This is a genomic window from Desulfoluna sp. HI9BLuna, assembly GCF_056829775.1.
Genome location: NZ_CP186555.1, coordinates 504,313 through 525,197, shown reverse-complemented (window position 1 = coordinate 525,197; position 20,885 = coordinate 504,313). Strand labels below are relative to the sequence as shown.

General features: G+C 58.9%; 16 protein-coding genes. 5 read left to right on the top strand and 11 right to left on the bottom strand.

The features are described 5' to 3' along the window. Positions 1-16: 16 nt before the first annotated feature. The 4 genes from ACOYW0_RS01950 to ACOYW0_RS01935 form a co-directional block, all read right to left on the bottom strand. Positions 17-1,189 (bottom strand): acyl-CoA dehydrogenase family protein, encoded by a 1,173-nt coding sequence (locus ACOYW0_RS01950; RefSeq protein WP_482416906.1) that lies wholly within the window; start codon positions 1,187-1,189, stop codon positions 17-19. 29 nt (positions 1,190-1,218) lie between these two features. Then, entirely contained in the window at positions 1,219-2,073 is an 855-nt protein-coding gene (locus tag ACOYW0_RS01945) for a 3-hydroxyacyl-CoA dehydrogenase family protein (RefSeq protein WP_482416905.1), read from the bottom strand. 36 nt (positions 2,074-2,109) lie between these two features. After that, a complete protein-coding gene (locus tag ACOYW0_RS01940; RefSeq protein ID WP_482416904.1) occupies positions 2,110-3,471 on the bottom strand; it encodes a thiolase family protein in 1,362 nt (453 codons plus the stop codon). 352 nt (positions 3,472-3,823) lie between these two features. Then, positions 3,824-6,142, bottom strand: a complete 2,319-nt coding sequence (locus tag ACOYW0_RS01935; protein WP_482416903.1) for a sigma 54-interacting transcriptional regulator — start codon at positions 6,140-6,142, stop codon at positions 3,824-3,826. Positions 6,143-6,701: 559 nt separating this feature from the next. On the opposite strand from ACOYW0_RS01935, the gene ACOYW0_RS01930 reads away from it, so the two are divergent. The 3 genes from ACOYW0_RS01930 (at position 6,702) to ACOYW0_RS01920 (ending at position 9,118) form a co-directional block, all read left to right on the top strand. Next, positions 6,702-7,139 carry a MarR family winged helix-turn-helix transcriptional regulator gene (locus ACOYW0_RS01930; RefSeq protein WP_482416902.1) on the top strand — a complete coding sequence of 146 codons (438 nt, stop codon included), beginning with the start codon at positions 6,702-6,704 and terminating at the stop codon, positions 7,137-7,139. 225 nt (positions 7,140-7,364) lie between these two features. Then, entirely contained in the window at positions 7,365-8,300 is a 936-nt protein-coding gene (locus ACOYW0_RS01925) for a 4Fe-4S dicluster domain-containing protein (protein ID WP_482416901.1), read from the top strand. 8 nt (positions 8,301-8,308) lie between these two features. Further along, on the top strand, positions 8,309-9,118 hold the full coding sequence (locus tag ACOYW0_RS01920) for an MBL fold metallo-hydrolase (RefSeq protein ID WP_482416900.1): 810 nt from the start codon (positions 8,309-8,311) through the stop codon (positions 9,116-9,118). On the opposite strand, the gene ACOYW0_RS01915 is transcribed toward ACOYW0_RS01920, so the two are convergent. The 7 genes from ACOYW0_RS01915 to pta all read right to left on the bottom strand — a co-directional run bounded on the left by ACOYW0_RS01915 (position 9,111) and on the right by pta (position 17,653). Further along, a complete protein-coding gene (locus ACOYW0_RS01915) occupies positions 9,111-9,434 on the bottom strand; it encodes an AzlD domain-containing protein (protein ID WP_482416899.1) in 324 nt (107 codons plus the stop codon). The genes ACOYW0_RS01920 and ACOYW0_RS01915 overlap by 8 nt on opposite strands. Beyond that, positions 9,421-10,155: an AzlC family ABC transporter permease gene (locus ACOYW0_RS01910; protein WP_482416898.1), complete on the bottom strand. Its 735-nt coding sequence runs from the start codon at positions 10,153-10,155 to the stop codon at positions 9,421-9,423. Before ACOYW0_RS01910 ends, ACOYW0_RS01915 begins: the two co-directional genes overlap by 14 nt. A gap of 92 nt (positions 10,156-10,247) precedes the next feature. Further along, positions 10,248-10,763 carry a hypothetical protein gene (locus ACOYW0_RS01905; protein ID WP_482416897.1) on the bottom strand — a complete coding sequence of 172 codons (516 nt, stop codon included), beginning with the start codon at positions 10,761-10,763 and terminating at the stop codon, positions 10,248-10,250. A 169-nt stretch (positions 10,764-10,932) separates the two neighbouring features. After that, positions 10,933-12,750 (bottom strand): acyl-CoA dehydrogenase, encoded by a 1,818-nt coding sequence (locus tag ACOYW0_RS01900; RefSeq protein ID WP_482416896.1) that lies wholly within the window; start codon positions 12,748-12,750, stop codon positions 10,933-10,935. A 349-nt stretch (positions 12,751-13,099) separates the two neighbouring features. After that, positions 13,100-13,912 (bottom strand): DUF2628 domain-containing protein, encoded by an 813-nt coding sequence (locus ACOYW0_RS01895; protein ID WP_482416895.1) that lies wholly within the window; start codon positions 13,910-13,912, stop codon positions 13,100-13,102. Between the two features lie 272 nt (positions 13,913-14,184). Next, positions 14,185-15,390 carry an acetate/propionate family kinase gene (locus ACOYW0_RS01890; protein WP_482416894.1) on the bottom strand — a complete coding sequence of 402 codons (1,206 nt, stop codon included), beginning with the start codon at positions 15,388-15,390 and terminating at the stop codon, positions 14,185-14,187. Positions 15,391-15,544: 154 nt separating this feature from the next. Continuing rightward, positions 15,545-17,653, bottom strand: coding sequence for a phosphate acetyltransferase (gene pta, locus ACOYW0_RS01885; protein ID WP_482416893.1), 2,109 nt, complete (start codon positions 17,651-17,653; stop codon positions 15,545-15,547). 842 nt (positions 17,654-18,495) lie between these two features. On the opposite strand from pta, the gene ACOYW0_RS01880 reads away from it, so the two are divergent. Continuing rightward, on the top strand, positions 18,496-19,749 hold the full coding sequence (locus ACOYW0_RS01880; protein ID WP_482416892.1) for a CinA family nicotinamide mononucleotide deamidase-related protein: 1,254 nt from the start codon (positions 18,496-18,498) through the stop codon (positions 19,747-19,749). 734 nt (positions 19,750-20,483) lie between these two features. Beyond that, a complete protein-coding gene (locus ACOYW0_RS01875) occupies positions 20,484-20,882 on the top strand; it encodes a 6-pyruvoyl trahydropterin synthase family protein (protein ID WP_482416891.1) in 399 nt (132 codons plus the stop codon). The last annotated feature ends 3 nt before the right edge of the window (positions 20,883-20,885 follow it).

The following is a 20,885-nucleotide window of genomic DNA, read 5'->3' as shown; positions in this document are numbered from 1 at the left end:
TCGCCTCTTTTGGGTCTTACGCCGCTGTTTTGCTCGTCCGTTTTTTCTTCTTGTCCTTCATCAGGGCATCGGCGATGACGATGCGCTGCACCTGGTTGGTGCCCTCGTAGATGGTGGTGATGCGCGCATCCCGGTAGAAACGCTCCACCGGATACTCCTTGGTGTAGCCGTAGCCGCCGTGGATCTGGATGCCCTGGCCGGTGACGCGCTGGGCCATCTCCGAGGCGTAGCATTTGGCCATGGAAGCCTGGGCCGTGCAGGGCTCGCCCCGTTCTTTGGTGGCGGCGGCGTTCAAGACCAGGAGCCTGGCCGCCTCCACGTCCATGGCCATGTCGGCCAGCATCCATCGGAGCCCCTGGAATTCGGAGATGGGCTTGCCGAACTGCTCCCGTTTCTTTGCGTATTTTTTGGCCTCGTCCAGGGCCGCCGTGCCGATGCCCAGGGCCAGGGAGGCGATGCCGATGCGACCGGCGTCCAGGCCGGACATGGCCACAAGGAACCCTTCTCCTTCCTTGCCCAGCAGCCTCGATGCGGGCACGCGGCAGTCCGTGAAGTTTAAGTCCACGGTGTCCGAGGCGCATTGGCCCATCTTGTCTTCCACCCGCCCCACCTCAAAGCCGGGCAGGTCCGGGGTGATGAGAAAGGCGGAGATCCCCTTGCTGCCCGTGGGGGCGGTGCGGGCAAGCAGGATGGTGACCCCGCCGTTTTTGCCGCTGGTGATAAATCGCTTGGTGCCGTTGATGATGTACTCATCCCCCTTTTTTTGTGCGGTGCAGCTCATGGACTGGGGGTCGGAGCCCGCTTCCGGTTCGGTGAGGGCAAAGGCCCCGATGAATTCACCTTGTGCCATGGGCCGGAGGAAGGTCTCTTTTTGCTCTTCGGAGCCGAACCGCTCGATGCTCCCGCAGCAGATGGAGTTGTGAACGGACATGATCACGGCCGTGGAGGCGCAGGCGTAGGCAATCTCGCTTAAGGCCAGGGAGTAGGCCACGGTGCCCATGTCTTCCCCGCCGTATGTTTCTGAAACAAGCATGCCCAACAGTCCCAGCTCCCCCATTTTCTTCAGGCTGTCTGCGGGGTATTCATGGGTTTTATCCCGCTCGGCGGCTTTTTCCGCCAGCTCCTTCCGGGCGAACTCCCTGGCCATCTGCTGGATCATCTGCTGCTCTTTGCTGAGTTGAAATCCCATGGTGACTCCTTTTTGCTGAAGGTGACGGGTCAGTCCGCGTAGTCGTAGATGCCCTTGCCGGTTTTTCTGCCGAGCCAGCCCGCGTTGACGTACTGGGTCAGCAGAGGGGAGGGGCGGTATTTCGGGTCTCCGTAGCCATCCTGGAGTACGCCCAGGATGGCCTGGATAGTGTCCAGGCCGATGAGGTCGGCCAGGGCCAGGGGGCCCATGGGGTGGTTCATGCCCAGCTTCATGATGTTGTCGATGCCCTCGGCCGTTGCCACGCCCTCGTAGAGTTCCCAGAGGGCCTCGTTGATCATTACCTGCAACACCCGATTGGAGACAAAACCGGGCACGTCCTTGCATTCCACAGCCACCTTGCCCATCTTTTCGGAGGTTTCGATGATGGTGCGGCACACCTCGTCGGTGGTGGCGACGCCCCGGATGATCTCCACGAGTTTCATGACGGGTACCGGGTTCATGAAGTGCATGCCGATGACCTTTTCCGGCCGGTTTGTGCAGGCGGCAATGCGGGTGATGGGAAGGGAGGAGGTGTTGGTGGCCAGGATGGCGTGGGACGGAGCCGTGGCATCGAGTTCTTCGAACACCTTTGCCTTGATCTCCAGGTTCTCCACGATGGCTTCGATGACAAGGTCGCAGTCCGCGGCATCTTCCAGGCTGGTGGAACAGGTGACGCGCCCCAGCACGGCCTGTTTCTCCTCTTCGGTTAGTTTGCCTTTGGTCACGCTGCGGGACAGGTTCTTGTCCATGACCGCCATGCCTTTGTCCACCAGCTCCATGTTGATGTCGTATTGCACGGTGTCAAATCCCGATTGCGCGGCGACCTGGGCAATGCCGCCCCCCATCTGGCCAGCGCCGATGACCATGATTTTTTTGATTTCCATGGGTAAAACCTCCGTTTGGTTGGATGTGAACAGGTGTCAGGGCTCCACGCGGATCAGCATGGCATCGCCCTGGGCGTGGCCGGAGCAGATGCCGCAGACGCCGATGCCGCCGCCCCTTCGCCTCAGCTCGTAGGCCAGGGTCATGACAATGCGGGCCCCGGTGGCACCAATGGGGTGGCCGTAAGCGATGGCGCTGCCGTTGACGTTGACCTTCTCCAGCATCTTCTCCTTGGAAAGGCCCAGAATGGAGCGGGCACTCACCAGGGCCACGGCGGCAAAGGCTTCGTTGATCTCAATGAGGTCCACGTCGTCGCAGGTGAGGTTGTTCTGGTCCAGAACCTTTTTGATGGAAAGCCCCGGGACTGTTGCGATGTCTTTGGTGGGCTGGGAAACTTCGGCGTAGTCGACAATGGAGAAGAGGGGCTTGAGGCCTAATTCGTCGGCCTTTTCCCGGCTCATGAGCAGGCAGACGTCCCCCCCGTCGTTGACCCCTGGGGCGTTGCCCGCGGTGACGCTGCCCGGTTTGCCGGTGACCGTGCTTGTGTGACCGAAGACCGGGGGCAGCTTGGCCAGGCCTTCCAGGGTGGTGGTGGGCCGCGGGCCTTCGTCTTGTGTCATCACGTCGGGCTTTTTGCCGTTTCGATAGGCCACGGGAAAGATCTCGTCGTCGAGCTTTCCGGCTGCCATGGCAGCCACCGCCGCCGTCTGGGAGTGAAGGGCCCACTCGTCGTTCTCTTCCCGGGAGAACCCGAATTCGTCGGTGGTTTCCGACCCGTGGATGGCCATGTGGCGGTTGTAAAAGGCATCCCACAGGCCGTCGTAGACCATGAGGTCCCGGGTTTCGCCGCTGGGCAGGCCCATGCGCTGGCCGAACCGCATGTTGGGCAGGGCATAGGGGCAGTTGCTCATGCTCTCCTGGCCCCCGGCGATGCAGATGTCGGCCCGGCCCAGCTGGATCATCTGAGCGGCCAGGTCAATGGTCTTGATGCCCGAGGAGCAGACCTTGTTGACGGTGATGGAAGGGACGGACTCCGGGAGTCCGGCCAGGATGGTGGCCTGGCGCCCGGGGACCTGGCCGCAGCCCGCAGGGACCACCTGGCCCATGATGACGTAGTCGATCTCCTCGGGGGCCACCTTGCCCTCCATGCGCCTCAGCACCTCCTTGATGGCCATGGCGCCGAGTTCAGGGGCATCGTACTGTTTCAGCTGGCCGCCGATGACCCCGTAGGGGGTCCGGCATGCCTCCACGATCACGACGTCCCGGTGATGCTTGAACCGGTTGTCGATTTTTTTGCCCGTACCCTTGAACTCGGCCTTTCGCTGGCCGAATCCGGCGATGGGGGCATCCCTGTAGACATCTTCTCTCTTGATTTCCAGTGTTTGTACAAAATCAGACATATGCCGCTCCTGGTTGGGGTTGGATGTTGTCTCGGGTGCGGCCCTCCTGGGCGGGGGATCGCAAGGACCGTTGCCCACTGAGAAAGAGCAGGAGCCGTGCCAATGATTTGGGTTTTGTCTGAATATTCAGTCATAGCAAGGCTTTATGGGTGGTATGGGGCGAAATCTGTCCAGGGTGCTTCGGGGTGTATATGCCACGGGGCAGGTGTGTTGCTTGGAATCAATGCCTTGAAACAGAGGGCGTTTGGGGGCAGGCGGGTCTTCGGGCATTATGGGGTGGAAGGTGTCCGGGGTATTGCCGGGAGGGGGAAGGGGCTGCCGCGGCGTGGGCGGCAGCCCCGAAGGGGGGAACTCAGATCATGAGGCCGTATTTTTTCATTTTTCCGAAGAGGGTCTTGCGATGGATCTTGAGCTTTGCGGCGGCACGTTCGCGGTGCCAGTGGCATTGTTGGAGAACCTGGGTGAGTACCTGCTTTTCAAAGGCATCCATGACGGTTTTCAGGTCTGTGAAGTCGTCGGGGGGACCAGCCTGGCCAGGGGAACCGGCCGGGGTGATGCCGCTGCTGAAGTTGAGCTCTTTCAGGGAGATGAAACGGCGCAGGGCGTTCTGGAGCTCCCGGACGTTGCCGGGCCAGTCGTAGTGGGTGATGGCCTCCAGGAATTTTCCCGTGACCGGGGGGACCTTGCTGGTGGGGCAGAAGCGCTTGAGGAAGTGCTCGATGAGAAGGGGGAGGTCCTCTTTGCGTTCCCTTAAGGGCTTGAGGTGGATGGGGATCACGTGGATCCTGTAGAAAAAGTCCTCCCGCATCCTGTTTTTCTTCACCTCCTCCAACAGGTTCCGGTTGGTGGCGGAGACGATGCGGATGTTGGGTTTCTTAAGGGTGTTGCTTCCCACCGGGGTAAACCCGCCCCCGTCGATTGCCCGCAGGAGCTTCACCTGCATGTTCAGCCCGATCTCTCCGATCTCGTCCAGAAAGAGGGTGCCCCCGTCGGCCTTGTCCAGAAAGCCTTCGTGGTCTCGGTCCGCGCCGGTGAAGGCCCCTTTTTTGTGGCCGAAGAACTCGCTTTCGATGATGTTTTCGTTGATGGCTCCGCAGTTGACGGGCACAAAATGCTTGTCGGATCTGTCGCTGGCGTCATGGATGGCCTTTGCCACGAGCTCTTTGCCCGTGCCGGACTCGCCGTAGATAATGATATGGTCGTCGCTGGCCGCGGATTTCAGGATGAGTTCGTAGACACTCTGCATGGCCTGGCTCTTGCCCACGATCTCTCCGAACTTGTAGCGGTCCTTCATGGTGGACTTCAGGCGGATGTTCTCCTGCCTGAGGCCTTTTTCTCTTTCCAAAAGGGCCTCTTCCGCGTTTTTTTGTTCGGTGACGTCCCGGATGATGGCCTGGATACGGGAGACCGATCCGTCGGAGCCGTGGATGGGGGAGATGACCGAGTCGTACCAGCGATCGTTTTTCGGGCACTTCAGCACATTTTTGACGGACTCTCCCTTGAGCAGGGCGCGGCTGTCACACCAGGGGCATGGGGTGTCCAGGCCGTAAATGACCTTGTGGCACTGCTTTCCCCGGGCCTTTTCGCCCAGGAATTCAATGAGGGGGGTGTTCATGAACTCGATGCGGTGGTCGCTGTCCCGGATGTAGATCATGCCGTCGAAGTTTTCGATGATGGCCCGGAGCTGGGATTCCCGTTGCTTCAGGCGATCCTCGGCCAGCTTGGCGTGGGTGATGTCCATGAAGGAGGCGATGCTGATCTGGGTGCCCTTGATCATGCCCACCTTCATCAGCATGTTTTTGACGGTGCGGTCCTTGGTGATCATCTTGCATTCGTAGACGTCCGGGGCCCGCCCCGGTTCGCTGCGCCGCCAGACATGGTAACGGGAGAGCCTGGCCCGGTCGTCGGCGTGGATCACGTCCGACCATTTCATCCGGTCGATGAGTTCTTCGGCGGTATAGCCGCTGTAGGTCTCAAAGGTGGCGTTGGCAAAGGAGATCATGCTGTCGGTTTCAATGAGGATGGTGCCGGTGCCCGTGTTTTCGAGGACCCCGCTGTACTTGGCCTCGGTCTCTTTGAGCATCTCTTTGATGTGGCTGCCTTCTGCCCGGGATCGGAGGTTGAGGACCCCGCAGGTGATGTCGTTGGCCAGCTCCCGCAACAGGTCGACTTTTTCCGGGTCAAAGGCGTGGGCGTCTCCGGCATAGATGGAGATGGCCCCCAGGGTGTTGCCGTCGGAGACCAGGGGAAAGGCCACCACAGACCCGAAGCCCCTTAAGATCGCCTCGTATTGCCAGGAGTGGGCCGTGTCCGTGGCCCGGATATCCGGGATGGTACAGACGTTGCCGGTGCAGATGGCCGTTCCCATGGGGGGCGGGTTGTCGATGCCCTCGGCCCAGGAGGGGGCAATGGACCGGAGGAATCCCTCTTCGTAACCGCAGGTGGCCACGGGCAGGATCGGTTTTTTTTCGCCGGATTCGGCAAAACCGATCCATACGAAGGGAAAGCTGCCCACCTCCACGATGATCCGGCAGATTTCATTTAACAGGCTTTGTTCGTTTTTCTCATGGATAAAGGCTTTTTTGCACCGGCTGAGGATCTTGATAAACCGGTTCATCTTTCCCAACTCCTTCATCAGGTCATTCTTGCTGACATCAACGGATGTGATCATGGTGGAATCCTTACCGTGGGGTTGAAAAGAGCGAGAACACATGGTCGGGTCGTGTCGGGCACCGTCACGGGACGACGGGTGCGGCCTGGGGGCGTTGTGTTGCCGGAAAAAGGCAGTGTAAAGGGAGGCGAAGAGCTGGCCGCGGTTTCCTGTATGGGGCAGGACGGCACCATGCAGGATATGGGGCGCGTCGGTGTTGAAACCGTGTAACATATCATAAACACTGTTTGATAAGCATAGCAAATAGTATTCCACAGGTGGGGGGCGACCCCAGGGGTGCCATGTGGCGGGGGCCCGGGCCGCGTTGGCGTGCTCGGGACAGGGGCAGGTCATGTGAACAGATCGCCCCATGGTCGGTGGCCCTCTGGGCTGCGGGGAAGAATTCCTGCGTGCAACATATTTGAATCATGGTGTATTACGCGTGCGGAAAAGAGGGTGCACGATATGTGGTGATTCGACCACGTGTGGCGCCGCTTTCAACCCTGGGGCTCAGGGGGCAACCGGAAACTTGTGAATTTTCCGTTGACGGCCTTTCTTTTGGTTTGGTACAAAACGATTTATGAAAACATCAGATTCACATTTTGTATACAAGCTCAGTGTCATCCGTAAGCTCGCCTTTTCATTCCTGGAAGAGGAGATGGAAAAGGCCGGGGTAAAGGACCTGCCACCATCCTTCGGCGATATTCTTTATATCGTCCACACCAAGGGGCCGGTATCCGTCAAGGACATTGCCGCACAGTCCTACAAGGACAAATCAACGGTCTCCACCATCATCCATCAGCTTGAAACCAAGGGGTATGTTCAAAAAGAGCCGGACCCCTCCGACGGGCGCAAGGTGCGAGTGTCCCTGACGTTGCAGGCGGAAAAGCATATGGAGAGCATGGCCCGGATCTCCAGCGGGCTTAAGGAGAGGCTCTTTCAGGACATGAGCCGTGAGGAGAGAGACATCCTCTTTCTTCTTATGGACAAGATCGAGGGCAACCTGAAACGGAGCTGATCCGTGGGATCGGCGGGGTTGTTTGGTTTGTAACAAAACAAATTAAAAGGATGGGAGGGACGCTTTCACGCTTTCTGTCCGGATATGTTGTGGATCAGGGTATTGACAGCGACAGCCTATGCATTGCCGTTGGTGATGGCCTTGGTCGAAACACGTTGTTGCAAGGCGGTATATTTGTCTGTATCGCGCTTATTCATGAACTATTCATGTTTGGGAGGGCATGGGATGGGATCAACCAGACGACTCCACACATCCGAAGCATTGGACGTTGTGGACAACACCGGCAAGGTTCGAACCAACTTTCTGAAACGGTACCTGCCCGGTACCATGGATGCCATCCGGTTCTACCACTTCACCGGGACCCTGGCGCAGCTTCCCGTGGTGGGCCGGTTTGTCAAAAAAGGGCTTCATCTTTATTACCGCTACCTTCACACCAATTCCCTGGTCTTTCCCTTAAGAGAGATGGAAGCCGTCATCGAAACGGCCACCGACCTGTACGTGGACCCCTGCCCCTGCCGAGCGGTGGCAGAGGAGAAGAGCTGCGATGCTCCGCTTTATACCTGCCTGCGCATCAACCACACGGCCTCCCTGCGAAAAGAGATGAAAGGCGGCAAGAGCCTTTCCAGGGCCGATGCCCTTGCGATTCTACGAAACGCCTATGACAAGGGGCTGGTCCTCTCCCTGGAGTCCTGCATCCAGCCGTATCAGAACAATATCTGCATGTGCTGCACCTGCTGCTGCATTGCCATGAAGATGCGGTATGAGTACGGGGTGCCCATTTATCATTCCGGTCCGTACCTTCCTGTCTGTGACTCGGCTGCCTGCACGGGGTGCGCCTCCTGCTCGTCGGCCTGCCCTGTGGGAGCTCTGGAGGTGTCGGACAGTGGGGTTCGGGTCGATCCGGACAGGTGTCTGGGGTGCGGTCACTGCGCGTCAGCCTGCCCGTGCGGTTGCCTGGAGATGGCCTTTACTCCCCATCGCGTGAGGCAGGACCGTGAGCCCGGGCCCATGCGGCTGGCCCTGTCCCTTGTATACATCCATGCCGTCATGGTGCCCTCTGTTCTTTTATTCAGGCTGGTTGCAGGCAGCAAGCAGAACCTGATGGAGCAGGCGTCTCCCAATGCCAGCGATGTCTTCGAACTGTCCATGCAGCAGAAATGAGGTGACCTATGAGTGTTATCCGCACGTTTACCCATGACTCCGTGACCGGCGTAAAGGTCGGCAAATACAACATCGCAGACAACTCAACCGTTCATATTTTCTGCCTGGGCGAGACGGTGATCGATACGGGGCCGCCCAACGATCGGAAATCCGTGGCCCGGTTTTTCCAGGATAGGCCGGTCCGTCAAATCCTTCTTACCCATCACCACGAAGACCACAGCGGCAACGCGGCCTTTCTTTCACAGATGACCGGCGCACCTGTCTATGCGCACCCGGCAGGTCTCGATTTGTTGCGGGAGGGGTTTTCCATTCGGATGTACCAGAAGGTTTTCTGGGGAAGCATTCCCAGGGTATCGCCGGAGCCCCTGGCCAAGGCCGTAGCAACCGATGGCGGCCACACCCTTGTGCCCATTCATACCCCGGGGCACTCCCCGGACCATGTCTGTTTCTGGGAACCGGAGAGAAAGTGGCTTTTTACAGGGGATCTCTTTCTTGCGCCCAAGGTCAGGATGTTCAGGGCAGATGAAGATCTCTCCGGGCATCTCGAAAGCCTGAAAACCGTCCTTGAGTACGATGTAAAGACCCTCTTCTGCGCCCACAAAGGGATTGTGGAGGATGGGCACCGGATGCTGGAAATGAAGCTGGTATACTACCTGGAGCTCATAGACAAGGTGAAGGGGCTGCACGGTGAAGGGCGCACCCCCACAGAGATCACGCGGACCCTGTTCGGCAAAAAGGGGCTTGTGGGGTATATCTCCTGCAATCACATGAGCAGCGAGAACCTGGTGCGGCAGTGCCTCTCCTGCACCCTTACATAATCAGTCCCGCGCCCCAGTAGAGCAGCATCCCCACCACCAGGGTTCCCCCTAAGGATTTCGTGTACCAGGCAAAGATGAAAGTGGGCACGGCCACGGCCATCTCAATGGAGAAGGGCGCAAAGACCCTGGGGGTTCCCTGGGTCACCAGGGCCGGGACCAGCAGGGCGCTTAAGATGGAGACGGGGATCAGCTCCAGCCACTCAATGAGCAGGGGCGGCAGCTGCCGCTTGGAGAGGAAGAAAAGGGGCACCCATCGGGGGATGAAGGAGACAAGGCCCATGCCGAGGATAAGAAGGATAAAGCTAGTGGGTTCCACGGGCGGGCCTCCGTTTTTTGATGAGCACGCCGGCGGTGGCGGCAAAAAGGGTCGCGATGATGATGTAGGCGTTGCCCGGCATGACCAGGGAGAGCCCCACGGCAACGACCCCTGAGATCACGGCGGTGAGGGTGAAGATGGGGCCGTTGAGCTGGTAGATGAGCAGGGTAATGAACATGGCCGTCAGGGCGTAGTTGAGGCCGAAGGCGTTTTCCGGGATGAAGCGCCCGAAGAAACATCCCACGGTGGTGCTCGCCACCCAGGAGAAGAAGGCTGCATAACTGGCAACAATGGCCTTGTCGATCTCCCAGGGGCCGTTTTTCAACTGGTTTAAGTTGACGGCAAAGGTTTCATCGACGATGCCGTAGCTGAGCATGGTGATCTTCTTGCGACAGGCTCCCCGGTAGTGCACGGCCAGGGAGGAACTCATGAGAAGGTGCCGCAGGTTGACAATAAAGGTGGTCAGGACGATGGCGGGGATGGAGGCCCCTGCCGTGATCATGGAGACCGCGATGAACTGCCCGCTGCCTGCAAAGACGCAGAGGGACATGAAACAGACCTGAACGGGGGTGAGCCCCGCCTTTTCTCCCAGGACCCCCATGGCCAGGCCCAGGGGGATGTACCCGACGCAGATGGGCCAGATGGCCAGGAGGCCCTGGACCAACGCGGATTTTTCTACCGGGGAGACGCCGGGCTCCTCGTCCTGTAGTGCAACACTCATAATGGTATCTACCTGCTGTAAAACGTGGCAAGCCGCCCGACGGGCGGCTTGATTGCTATAAAAAAGCTACATAATCGAAAGTGGTACTTAAGTCAATCCTTGGCAGAGGTAGAGGGTTGATCTGTGGGGGGCGGTTTGGAGCCGGGAGGGAGGACGGTCTCCTCGTCCATGGTCCTGCAGAGCGTGTCCATGCAGGCCGGGCAGATGCCGTGGCTGAAGCGCGCTTCGGAGTGGGCGCTGAGGTAGGCCTCCACCTGGTGCCAGTAGCCCTGGTCGTCCCGTATCTTCTTGCAGGAGGCGCAGATGGGGATGATGCCCTTAAGCTGCCTGATTTCGGTCAGGGCTTCCCGGAGTTCCATATTCCGGCTTTCAAGGCTCTTTTTGGCCTGTTTCAGGCTGGCCCACCTTCGGTGCAGGAGGATGGCCTGGCAGAACACCAGCACGATGCACACCATGATGAGTTCATCGAGTTCAAAGGCCTCATAGGCGAGGGTGATGTCCACAATACGCTCAAAGAGGTCGAATCGGCCGGAAATAAGAAAAGTTCCCGCAGCGGTGATGAATAGTAATAGGCGCTCTTGAGGTGCACTGATTCTGTTAATTTTCATCGGGTCCCTTCCGGCTGAAAGCCTGGCCTGAAGCACGTCTCACGACATTGATTATAGGCATTTTCCTTATTTTTGGGTAGTGATTGAACCATAGCAGACATTGCTCCGGCCTGTCACAGGAATTGAACACAGGCGCCATGGAAAAGAGTCGGCAGGTTTCTCCTGCTTCTTATCCTCCAAAGCCTTTATCTTCCATGGTTACGGCAGCATCCCCCAGGGCGGTGAGAGCCTCCATCTTGCCCATGGTCACGGGCAGGAGGTTGCTGAAAAAGAACTCAGCCCCCTTGATCTGGCCGTTGTAAAAGGGGATATCCTTTTTTCTGGCCCCGGCCTCAAGGGCTCTGGCAGCCGCTGTGGCGCGCCAGAGGAGCATCCAGGCCATGACCGCATCGCCCATGATTTCAAGGAAGGGTACGGAGTGAGCAAAGGCTGTTCGGAGGTTGCCTTCAAGGAGGCTCTTTCCCATGGCCATGGCGCAATCACCCAGTCGGCTGACGAGTTTGGAGGCCGCCTCGGTAAGGGGCCGGGTGGCGTCAAGTCCGGCTGCCTCTTCGACGGTTCGGTTCATGCGGGCCAACAGTTCCATGAAAACCTGCCCCTTTTTCATGCCGAGTTTCCGCGCCAGCAGGTCCATGGCCTGGATTCCGTCGGTGCCTTCGTAGATGGAGGCGATTTTGCAATCCCGGGAGATCTGCTCCACGGTGTAGTCCCGGAGGTAACCGGCCCCGCCGTACACCTGGATGGCCTTGGTGCACACATCGTAGCCCTTGATGCCGTTGTAGGCCTTGAGCACGGGGGTGAGAAGCCCCACAAGGTCATCGGCCATCTCCTGGTCATCCGGGGAGGCACCCATGCGGTGGTGATCCATGAGCAGGGCGATGTAGTAGGCAAAACTCCGCATGCCGTCCACGCAGCATTTCATCTCCATGAGCATGCGCCGGACATCCGGGTGGTCGATGATGGGCACGGACGGGGCCGTGGGGTCCAGGGCCTCTTCCACGGCGCGGCCCTGCTTGCGGGTCCGGGCGTATTCCAGGGCCAGGAGGTAGGCGGCCGAGGCATGGGAGAATGCCTGGATTCCCACGCCGAGCCTGGCTTCATTCATCATGGTGAACATGATGCGCATCCCTTTGTTGGCCTCCCCCAGAAGCAGGCCGCGGCAGGTGCCCTTGCTTCCCAGGGACATGCTGCAGGTGGCGCTGCCATGGAGTCCCATCTTCTCTTCGATGCCCGTGCAGACGATGTCGTTGGGTTCACCCAAAGAGCCGTCTTCGTTGACCCAGATCTTGGGGACCAGGAAGATGGAAATTCCCTTGGTGCCGGCAGGGGCCCCTTCGATGCGGGCCAGTACCGGGTGGATGATGTTGTCGGTGAGGTCGTGGTCCCCCGAGGTGATGAACGCCTTGGTGCCGTAAAGGGACCAGGTGCCGTCGTCGTTGGGGGTGGCCGAGGTGGTGAGGGCTCCCACATCGGAGCCCGCGTCCGGTTCGGTGAGGAGCATGGTGCCCGTCCACTCCCCGGAGTAAAGCTTTTTCATGAAGAGGTCTTTCTGGTGCTCGGTGCCGTATCGCTCGATCATTTTGCCCGCGCCGTGGCCCAGCATGGCGTAGCTGGAGAAGGCAAAGTTGGTGCCGATGAGGTACTCCCCGGCGGCGTTGCTGATGAGAAAGGGGAGCCCCTGGCCCCCCACCTCGGGTTCCTCGGACAGGGCCAGCCACTCCCCTTCTCGGAACAGATCGAAGGGGCGCCGGAAGCACTCCGGCGGCGTCACCGTGCCCCGATCGAATTGCACCCCCTGGCGATCCCCCAGGCCGTAGGTGGGGAGCAGCTCCTTGAGGGCGAATTTCCGTGCCTCGTTGATCACCATCTCAAAGGTCTTCCGGTTGAAATCGGCGTATATCGGGTGTTCCGTCAGCGACTCTGCGTCAAGCTGGTCAAACAACACAAAATCGATGTCCCGTCTGTCTGCCACGTATTGAGCTGCCATGCTTACCTCCTGGGAAATGGATGATAAAAACAGAGGGCCTGAGCCACCCTGGAGCGGGGGTGCCAATGCGCATCGGGTCTTGTTGGGGAAGAGCCTGGAAGCGGTATCATTGAATGTGGGGAGACCTGAAGGTCAGGAAGAGGTTCGTCCTGGGCGGATGCCGCGTATTCTTCCGGGGGAGGCGGGGAGGTGTGCAATGGGATCGCAAAGGGACCGTATGGCGCTGATATCAGACTAGGGGATTTTCATTTTTCCTGTCAAGGAAGAAGTGTCGGCCCGGCCGCTCCTCTTTTCAGGTGGTCAAGGGGCGGCCGGATGGCCCGGTACCCGCAAGCGGGCACCGGATCCCTTACTGGATATGGGGGGCGAGTTCGCTCAGGTCAAAGAGATAGGTTCCTATAAAGGCCATGACACCCATCATGATGATGAAGATGGCCAGGACCTTGGAGATGGGATTGACTCCCCCGGCGGCCTCCATGGCCTGGTTGGGGTCGACCTGGTCGCTGGCGGAGATGATGGCGTCGACCTTTTTTTTGACATGGAGAAAGTAGAGAAAGTTGGCAAAGGCCCCGAAAAAGAAGGAGACAGCCAGGCTGCCCCCGGGAATGACGATACCGGCGGCGGAAATACCGAAAAAGAGAATGGCCAGGCCGTACATTTTGCGGTAGATGAGCCAGACGATACCGAAGAGAAAGGCGCCCCAGTTCCAGGAGGGGGCAAAGACGGTGCGTCCTGACCTGGAGAAGAGCTTGAACCGTTCCGCGTACCACTCCCCGCGGGGGCCTGCAAAGCTTTGCCACAGGGGCAGCAGGGGGGAGGCGTCCCGGGATGATACGGCCTCGTCGTCCTCCCAGTGAACGTCCTGGGCCCGGTGCTCCTCTTCGGGGCGCTGGGTGCTTTCGAAGGGAGACTCTTTTTCCGCCTCTTCCCGGAAATCCACCTCAATGCGGCAGAGGGCACCTGTCTCTGCAAAGCGCTTGGCAAAGTCGTCGGTCTTGGCTCGGTCCTCGCTCCGAAAGACGATGATGCGCTGCCCGGAGAAGAGACGGTCTATGGCGGCCTGGCCCATGTTGAAACATTCCATGAGCCTGCTTTTGACCTCCCGTTTGCTCTCACGCTCCCTGACTTTTCCTTCAAACAGGACCACATAGAGCTCTTTCAACGTGTTTCCTCCCATCGGTGTGTCTGCGTTCGTCGGTGGACGACCCTGGCGTTTGGTTTTGCGATGCGCCACAGGGGAACTCTCCCCTCTGGCACGACGCCTTTTATTGTACAAAGTGATCTGTATGTATGCCAACGTCTTTTTTGCGTCAACCCTGCAGTGCTCCTTCCGGCGGAACGGGCAGGGCATAAAAAAAGGCCCGAAGGGACAAGGGGTCCTTTCGAGCCTTTTCTTTTGATCATGCCGCCGTCATGTGACGGGGATGCGGGAACTTACTTGAGCAGCTCCACGGCTTCCTGGGCGATCTGGAGCTCTTCGTTGGTGGGGATGACCCAGACCTGGACTTTGGAGGCGTCGGTGTGAACCGCGGTGGGCTCGCCCTTGCGACCGTTGTTTTTGTCGAAGTCCATGTCGATGCCCAGGCCGGAGAGGTTCTCGCAGATGAGGGCGCGGGTGATGTCGTCGTTCTCGCCGATACCGGCGGTGAAGACGATGGCATCGATGTTGCCGAGAACGGCGGTGTAGGCACCGATGTATTTTTTGACGCGGTAGGCGAACATGTCGAGGGCCAGCTTGGCCATCTCGTCACCATTTTCAACGGCAGAGTGGATGTCACGCATGTCGTTGAGGCCGCATACGCCTTTCAGGCCGCTCTGCTTGTTGAGCAGGGAGTCTACCTCGGAAGCGCTCATGCCTTTGTTCTCGGCGATGTAGGCCACGATGGCGGGGTCGATGTCACCGCTTCGGGTGCCCATCATGACGCCTGCAAGGGGGGTCATGCCCATGGAGGTGTCCTGGCACTTGCCCTTTTCGACGGCGGCCATGGAGCAGCCGTTGCCCAGGTGCACGGTGATGACGTTGATGTCCTCGGCCTTTTTGCCCATGCACTCGGCCACTTTACGGGAGACGTACTTGTGGGAGGTGCCGTGGAAACCGTAACGACGGATGCGCAGCTCTTTGTAGTAGTCGTAGGGGAGGGCGTAGAGGAAGGCTTCCTTGGGCATGGATGAGTGGAATTCGGTGTCGAATACCGCCACGTTGGGGGTGCCGGGGAAGAGCTCTTCGGCCACTTCGATGCCCATGAGGTTGGCGGGGTTGTGCAGGGGTGCCAGGGGGTTGTTGTCCGCAATGGCAACCTTGACGGGGCCGTCAACCACGCAGGCGCTGGTGAAGGCTTCGCCGCCCTGGACCACGCGGTGGCCGATGGCGTCAATCTCTTTGGGGTCGGAGATCACGCCGGCTTCGGAACCGGTGATGAGGTCCAGCACCATGTGCATGCCGATCTTGTGGTCTTTGATCTCTTCTTCCTTGACCACTTTTTTCTCGTTGTCGGTGTCGGGGAAGGCCTTGTGGGTAAGCTTGCCCACGGTTTCGCCGATACGTTCTACAATGCCGTTGGCCATAACGGCTTCATTTTCCATGTCGAGGAGCTGGTATTTGAGGGATGAGCTGCCAGCGTTAATAACCAATACTTTCATGATAGAATTTTACCTTGTAACAGAAAAATCGTTGAATGGAACGCCCGGGTGAATGGCACCCTGGGGGATGTTCCTCGAACTGCGGACCGTGTGGGCAAAGGGCGTTCAATTGCTTGGACGCCCTTGCCCCTGCATGGTGTGCCGGTCCTGTAACCTAAACCAGACCTTTGGCCGCCTGCGCCTGAACGGCGGTGATGGCCACGGTATTGACGATGTCGGGTACGGTGCAACCTCGGGACAGGTCGTTGACCGGTTTGTTGAGGCCCTGGAGTACGGGGCCGATGGCAACCACCTGGTCGGAGGAGCGTTGTACCGCTTTATAGGTGTTGTTCCCGGTGTTGAGATCAGGGAAGATGAAGACCGTAGCCTGACCGGCGACTTTGCTGTCGGGCAGTTTGGTTCGCGCCACAGACGGATCGATGGCGGCATCGTACTGAATGGGACCTTCGAGAAGCAGATCGGGGCAGCGCTCCTTCGCGATGCTGGTCGCTTCAATCACCTTCTCCACTTCGGCACCTTTGCCGGAAGACCCGGTTGAGTAGGAGAGCATGGCCACCCTGGGGTCGACGCCGAAGATTTCGGCGGTCTGGGCGGATCCGATGGCGATTTCAGCGAGCTGTTCTGCATTGGGAGTGGGGTTGACCGCGCAGTCACCAAAGGCCAGGACGCGATCCTTCAGGCACATCAGGAAGATGGACGAGACGATGGAGGCGTCGGGCTTGGTCTTGATGATCTGGAACGCGGGCTTGATGGTGTGGGCCGTGGTGTTCACGGAACCGGAGACCATGCCGTCGGCGTGGCCCTTGTGAACCATCATGGTGGCAAAGTAGGTAACGTCGCTCATGAGGTCGCGGGCAACATCCTGGTTCATGCCCTTCTTGTTCTTGCGCATCTCATAAAAATCGTTGACGTACTCTTCGTAGAGCGGGCTCTTGGTGGGCTCCACAATGTGGGCCCCGGCCAGGTCGAGGCCGAGCTTGGAGATCTTGGCCTGGATTTCGGACTCTTTGCCGAGGAGGGTCACTTCACAGACGTCGCGGCGCAGGAGGATGTCGCAGGCGTTCAGGATACGCTCGCCGGTGCCTTCGGGCAGGACGATGTGCTGCTTGTTCTTCTTGGCCTTCTGGATGAGGTTGTACTCGAACATCTGGGGGGTGACGTTGACGGATTTGCGCTCGATGAGTTTCCTGCGCATCTCCTGGGTGTCCACATGGGCTTCAAAGAGGCCCAGGGCGGACGCGATCTTTTTGGGGTTGCTGGACTCGAGCCGCGCGTGCACGTGGTTCAGGTTCCGCATGGTGGGGTACGTGGGGTCCTTGACAAGAAGGATCGGAACGGGGATCCCTTCCCAGCCTTCCACCAGTCTCTGGATGCTCTCGGACGGGGCGATGCCGCCGGTGAGGAGGATGCCGGAGATGTTGGGGTAGGCATTGGAGAGACGGGACGCCATGGCGCTCAGGATGATGTCCGTCCGGTCCCCTGCGGTGACCACGAGGCTGTCTTCCTTGATGTAGTTGAGGAAGTTGTTGATCTGCATGGCGGCGATGACGTAACCGTCAATCATCTTGTCCATGGCCTTTTTGCCGTAGATGACATCGGCGCCCAGCCATTTCTGCAGATCCGCCACCGTGGGCTTCATGAGGTTGCTGTCTTCCGGGATGACGTGGAAAGAGCAGTTGTCCACCTTGATGTCCTTCTGGAGGGTCTCAAGGATGGTCTCGGTCTGTGAGGCATCTGCACGGTTGACCATGATGCCGAGGATATCAACTCCCTTGTCCTCGAGATCTTCCATGGCCAGGTGGTTCAGGCTCACGATTTCATCGATGGTGGCGCTGTGCCCGTTGGTGACAACCAGGGCGGGACAGCCCATGTTGGCGGCAACCACGGCGTTGATGTCGAAGGTGAAGGCTTCGTTGCCCACCACGAAATCGATGCCCTCGCAGAGAACGAAATCATACTTCTCTTCAAGCTGCTTGTACTTGTTGAGAATGATCTCGATCATCTGGTTCTGTTTGCCGGCATTGACGAGTTTTTTGGCTTCGTCCAGGGTCATCGCGTAGGTGTCTTCGTACCTCATGCCGAGGTAGAAGTGGGAGAGGACCAGATCGGTGTCGTAGTCGCGCTCGCCGTCCACGGGGTTGATGATGGGCCTGAAAAAGCCAACGTTGTGCAGGTCCCTCAAGAGAAGCTGCATGATACCAAGAACGATGGTTGATTTTCCGCTCCTGGCGTTGGTTGTGCTGATGTAAAGACTCTTTGCCATACGCCTATTTCCTTGATTACTGGTAACGCAACACTATACATGTAAAGGCACGACGTGCCGTATCAATCGTATTTTGCAAATTAAAAACGGAACCTTAACACGAGTGTTCGGGGCGTTTTGACAACGCCTCAGGGGAAAATAGTCTCATACTTCATGTGGTCGAAACAAGCAACAATTTTCCAGTGAGCTTCCGGTAACTCGCTAAAAAGGCAAAGGATAGTGCGAAAATACGGACACGGAGTCCACCTTTTGGAACCCTTGCAAGCGTTTGTTTCCGTTGAATGACAGCCTGATTATTATTGGCGTCACCGGCTAAAGATCTCCGTTGTGTTCGAAAGCCAGGGGGGCTTGCGTCAAATGGGAGCACCGTCATGCAGGCGGTTTTCCACATTCAAATGGCAAAGTCCTCGCGAGGGGATGCGACCAGCGGATGGTCAACCTGTGGCGCGTTTTGTGCGCTCTACCGGGTCGGCCCAACGGGGGTTGGGCCGACCCGGTAAAGCAGTCGGGGTCCGCCGGGTGCCACCGGTGCCCAATCCTAAAATATTGAACGTTCGGTAAAATATGCACGCCGGAATCAACCAACGAGGGGCAATTTACCATAAAACGGGGGGATGACCAACCGAAATCGGAGGATACGGCCCCTTATGCCCGGTGGGGGAACTCGGGGCCGTTATTGGGGTTTGCGTCCCCGGCACGGTTGGCATAAAGTAACTGGAGCGCCCACGCCAAAGGGCAGTGGCGTTGTGATTTTGCACGAATAAGATGCCTGCGGGCAGGTGCCGGGTCTCCCCCTAATCTAAAAGGGCGGCCCGTGCCACCGGTGAAAGGAGACGACACGAATGAGAGCGATGGTGATCACGACCGGTGAGGAGATTCTCAAAGGGGAGGTGGTGGACAGCCACGCCGCCTGGATTTCGGAGCAGCTGTGCGAGCTGGGCGTGGAGGTGGTGCGGCACCTTTCCGTGGGGGATAACCTGTCCGCCCTGAAAGAGGTCTTTTCCCGCGTGGCGGGCCGGTGCGATGTGGCGGTGGTGACCGGCGGCTTAGGGCCCACGGAAGATGATCTCACCACCCGGGCCGCCGCCGAATCCGCCGGGGTTCCCCTGGTGGAGGATCCTGTGGCCTCTGCCTCCGTTGCCGCCTATTTTGAAGGCCGCAAGGCGCCGGTGCCCGCATCGAATCTCAAGCAGGCCCGCCTTCCCAAGGGAGCTGCCTGTATTCCCAACCCCGTGGGCACGGCCCCGGCCTTTTCCCTGGAGCTCTCCGGCACCCGGTTCTGGTTTTTGCCCGGGGTGCCCCGGGAGATGCGATTTTTGATGACTGAGTCGGTGACGCCCGCCATTTCCGGAATGCAGCCCAAAGGGAGCCGTCTGGTCAAGACCGCCATCACCACCTTCGGGCTTCCCGAGTCCGTGGTGGGGGAGCGGATTTCCGGCATCGAGGCCGGGTTCCCCGGGGTCCATGTGGGCTATCGGGCCTCCTTTCCCGTCATCGAGGTGAAAATCTGGGCGTTTGCAGGGTCAGATGCCGGACTGGCCCAGCGCCAGGAGGCTGCCTCGGCAGAAGCCTTGAAGCGCCTGGATGGGTATGTGGTCTCGGAGGCCGGGCTCTCCATGCCCGAGTCCGTGGCCGCCTCTCTGAAAGGGGCCGGGAAAACCCTTGGGGTGGCCGAGAGCTGCACCGGCGGCCTCATCGGAAACCTCCTTACCGATGTCCCGGGAAGCTCGGACTGGTTCTTCCTTTCGGCCGTCACCTATGCCAACAGCGCCAAGGAGAAGGTGCTGGGCGTTTCGGGGCATACCCTTGAAACCTGCGGGGCGGTGAGCGCCGAGACCGTGGCCGAGATGGCCGAAGGGGTGCGGCGCGTCTCCGGCGCCGACATCGGCGTTGCCACCAGCGGCATTGCAGGTCCCTCCGGCGGCACCGACGAAAAGCCCGTGGGCACTGTCTGGATCGGCGTTGCCACGGAAGCGGGCACCGAGACGCACCGGTTTGTCTCTCCCTTTAAAGACCGCCACATGAACAAACGGGTGTTTGCGTTCAAGGCCCTGGACCTGGTGAGGCGGGCCATAAAAACAGGGACGAGGGCATAGAAAAAACAGATTCAGGCCGATCAAAATCACAGGCGAATCAGTCGTGTCATCCTTTTCTATGATGAAGACTCGAGTTGAAAGGTAGGGTGCGCTTGCGCACTATCGAAGCGCAGTATCGCCCACCGAAGCCGAGGTGACAGGGACCGCGTATTGCTTGGATATGACGATGGGTGACGGTCTTTCAGACAAATGGTGCGCAAGCACACCCTACGGTCCTCGGTTCCCGGAACGTAAGACATGACAAGCTGCCTTCAAGAAGACGATGATGGGCTGAATAGTTACGATTAATTTAATGCAAAAAGCTAACCGGACACGACTGAAGGCGAATGTGATTTTTCTGAGGCGCGAAGGGGAAAACTCACTCGCCATAGCCTGGCCGTCAGTTGCCGGGCTAATAAAGCAGCTCGCAGAAAACATCAGCGTTCGAGGTGGCTCACCTCGCCGCCGGGGGCGTGCTTTTTCCCGTTTTCAATTGGCTCAGGCTGTGATACAAAGGCGCGTTGTTGTATAGTAAAGATTTGATCTGCCGTGGTGTTGGCCATGGCAGTTTTTATGGATGGGGCTTTTTTTACAAGAAAAAAGCCCATGCGGACGAGAGGCATCCCGCACAATAAATTCTCCCTCACTGACCGCGCAGCCGGTTGTGGCCCCTTCGCGTAATCCTTTCTTGATCCAAATCATAGGATGGTTTGCCGGGCTTCTTCCTGCACGTGTGGCGGTGACCAAGGTGGCCCATGCTTTCCATTACCAAAGAGTTCCGATTTGACGCAGCCCACAGGCTCTGCCGTCACGATTTTTCCGAAGAAGAGAACAAGGCCCTTTACGGCAAGTGCGCGGCCTTTCACGGACACACCTACACCCTCAGGGTGACGGTGGCCGGTCCCCTGGATGCGTCGGGGATGATCCTGAACTTCACCGAGCTCAAGGGCCTGGTGAAGGAGCGCATCGTGGACCGGTACGACCACGCCAACCTGAATGAGCTTCCCGAGTACGAGAACCTGCCGGTGACGGCCGAGAACATGGTGCTCCATATCTTCAAGACCCTGTCCGAGGCGCCGGAATTCCACGGGCTCACCTTGAAAGAGGTGCGGCTCTACGAGACCCCGGACTCCTGGGCCACGGTGACGGCGTAAGGC

Bases quoted from the DNA above. Each gene is read 5' to 3' on its own strand.
- ACOYW0_RS01910 (WP_482416898.1), bottom strand. From the start codon at position 10,155: ATGAGTGTTGCACTACAGGACGAGGAGCCCGGCGTCTCCCCGGTAGAA.
- ACOYW0_RS01890 (WP_482416894.1), bottom strand. From the start codon at position 15,390: ATGAAAGTATTGGTTATTAACGCTGGCAGCTCATCCCTCAAATACCAG.
- ACOYW0_RS01930 (WP_482416902.1), top strand. From the start codon at position 6,702: ATGAAAACATCAGATTCACATTTTGTATACAAGCTCAGTGTCATCCGT.
- ACOYW0_RS01880 (WP_482416892.1), top strand. From the start codon at position 18,496: ATGAGAGCGATGGTGATCACGACCGGTGAGGAGATTCTCAAAGGGGAG.
- ACOYW0_RS01920 (WP_482416900.1), top strand. From the start codon at position 8,309: ATGAGTGTTATCCGCACGTTTACCCATGACTCCGTGACCGGCGTAAAG.
- ACOYW0_RS01935 (WP_482416903.1), bottom strand. From the start codon at position 6,142: ATGATCACATCCGTTGATGTCAGCAAGAATGACCTGATGAAGGAGTTG.
- pta (WP_482416893.1), bottom strand. From the start codon at position 17,653: ATGGCAAAGAGTCTTTACATCAGCACAACCAACGCCAGGAGCGGAAAA.
- ACOYW0_RS01875 (WP_482416891.1), top strand. From the start codon at position 20,484: ATGCTTTCCATTACCAAAGAGTTCCGATTTGACGCAGCCCACAGGCTC.
- ACOYW0_RS01905 (WP_482416897.1), bottom strand. From the start codon at position 10,763: ATGAAAATTAACAGAATCAGTGCACCTCAAGAGCGCCTATTACTATTC.
- ACOYW0_RS01950 (WP_482416906.1), bottom strand. From the start codon at position 1,189: ATGGGATTTCAACTCAGCAAAGAGCAGCAGATGATCCAGCAGATGGCC.
- ACOYW0_RS01940 (WP_482416904.1), bottom strand. From the start codon at position 3,471: ATGTCTGATTTTGTACAAACACTGGAAATCAAGAGAGAAGATGTCTAC.
- ACOYW0_RS01900 (WP_482416896.1), bottom strand. From the start codon at position 12,750: ATGGCAGCTCAATACGTGGCAGACAGACGGGACATCGATTTTGTGTTG.
- ACOYW0_RS01945 (WP_482416905.1), bottom strand. From the start codon at position 2,073: ATGGAAATCAAAAAAATCATGGTCATCGGCGCTGGCCAGATGGGGGGC.
- ACOYW0_RS01925 (WP_482416901.1), top strand. From the start codon at position 7,365: ATGGGATCAACCAGACGACTCCACACATCCGAAGCATTGGACGTTGTG.